Source organism: Massilia sp. 01N410 (genome assembly GCF_056399665.1).
Window position 1 is genome coordinate 1 of the sequence record NZ_JBFTRV010000055.1, and the last position, 710, is coordinate 710.

The window sequence follows — 710 nt, forward strand, 5'->3', positions numbered from 1 at the left end:
TTGGCGCTGTTCGCGCCAAGTGTGGAATCTTTTCTGCAAGCCTGCGGTCCAATGTCGACCTGAACCGTTGACGGAGGCAGCATGCAAGCACGGCAGTTCGAACAGTTCCTGCAACGCCTGTCCTCTCTAACGCGGCGCCAGCGCGACCGCCTGCTCGACCTGCTGCACTCGGCGACCGGCCTCGACCGCGTACTCRAGATCGTCGAGCARCCCGGCAYGCCACTCTGCTGCCCGCACTGCCAGGCCGACAAACCCTWTCGCCACGGCCATGCGCACGGACTGCAGCGCTACCGCTGCCGCAACTGCCATCGCACCTTCAACCTGCTCAGCGGCACGCCGCTGGCGCGGCTGCGCCACAAGGCGCACTGGCTCGACTACCTCGGCTGCATGCTCGACTCCCGCAGCGTGCGCCGCTCGGCGCGCGAGATCGGCGTGGCCAGTGCGACCAGCTTTCGATGGCGCCACCGTTTCCTGGCCTTGAGCAAGGATGACCGCCCGCAGCGGCTGAGCGGCATCGCCGAGGCCGATGAGATGTATGTGCTCGAATCGCACAAGGGCTCCAGACATCTCGACCGTCCGCCACGAAGACGCGGCGGCAAGGCGACAAAGCGCGGGATCTCGAATGAACAAGTGTGCATCCTGGTGGCACGCGATCGCAGCGGCCAGACCATCGACGCCGTGACCGGCAAGGGCAGCGTGAGCAAGCGGCA

At 66.3% G+C, this 710-nt stretch carries 1 protein-coding gene; it reads left to right on the forward strand.

All coding sequences use genetic code 11. The features are described 5' to 3' along the window. Positions 1–81 precede the first annotated feature (81 nt). Positions 82–710, forward strand: a 629-nt coding sequence (locus AC1DOP_RS27180) for an IS1595 family transposase (protein WP_477254403.1), incomplete at its 3' end; no start/stop codon positions are given.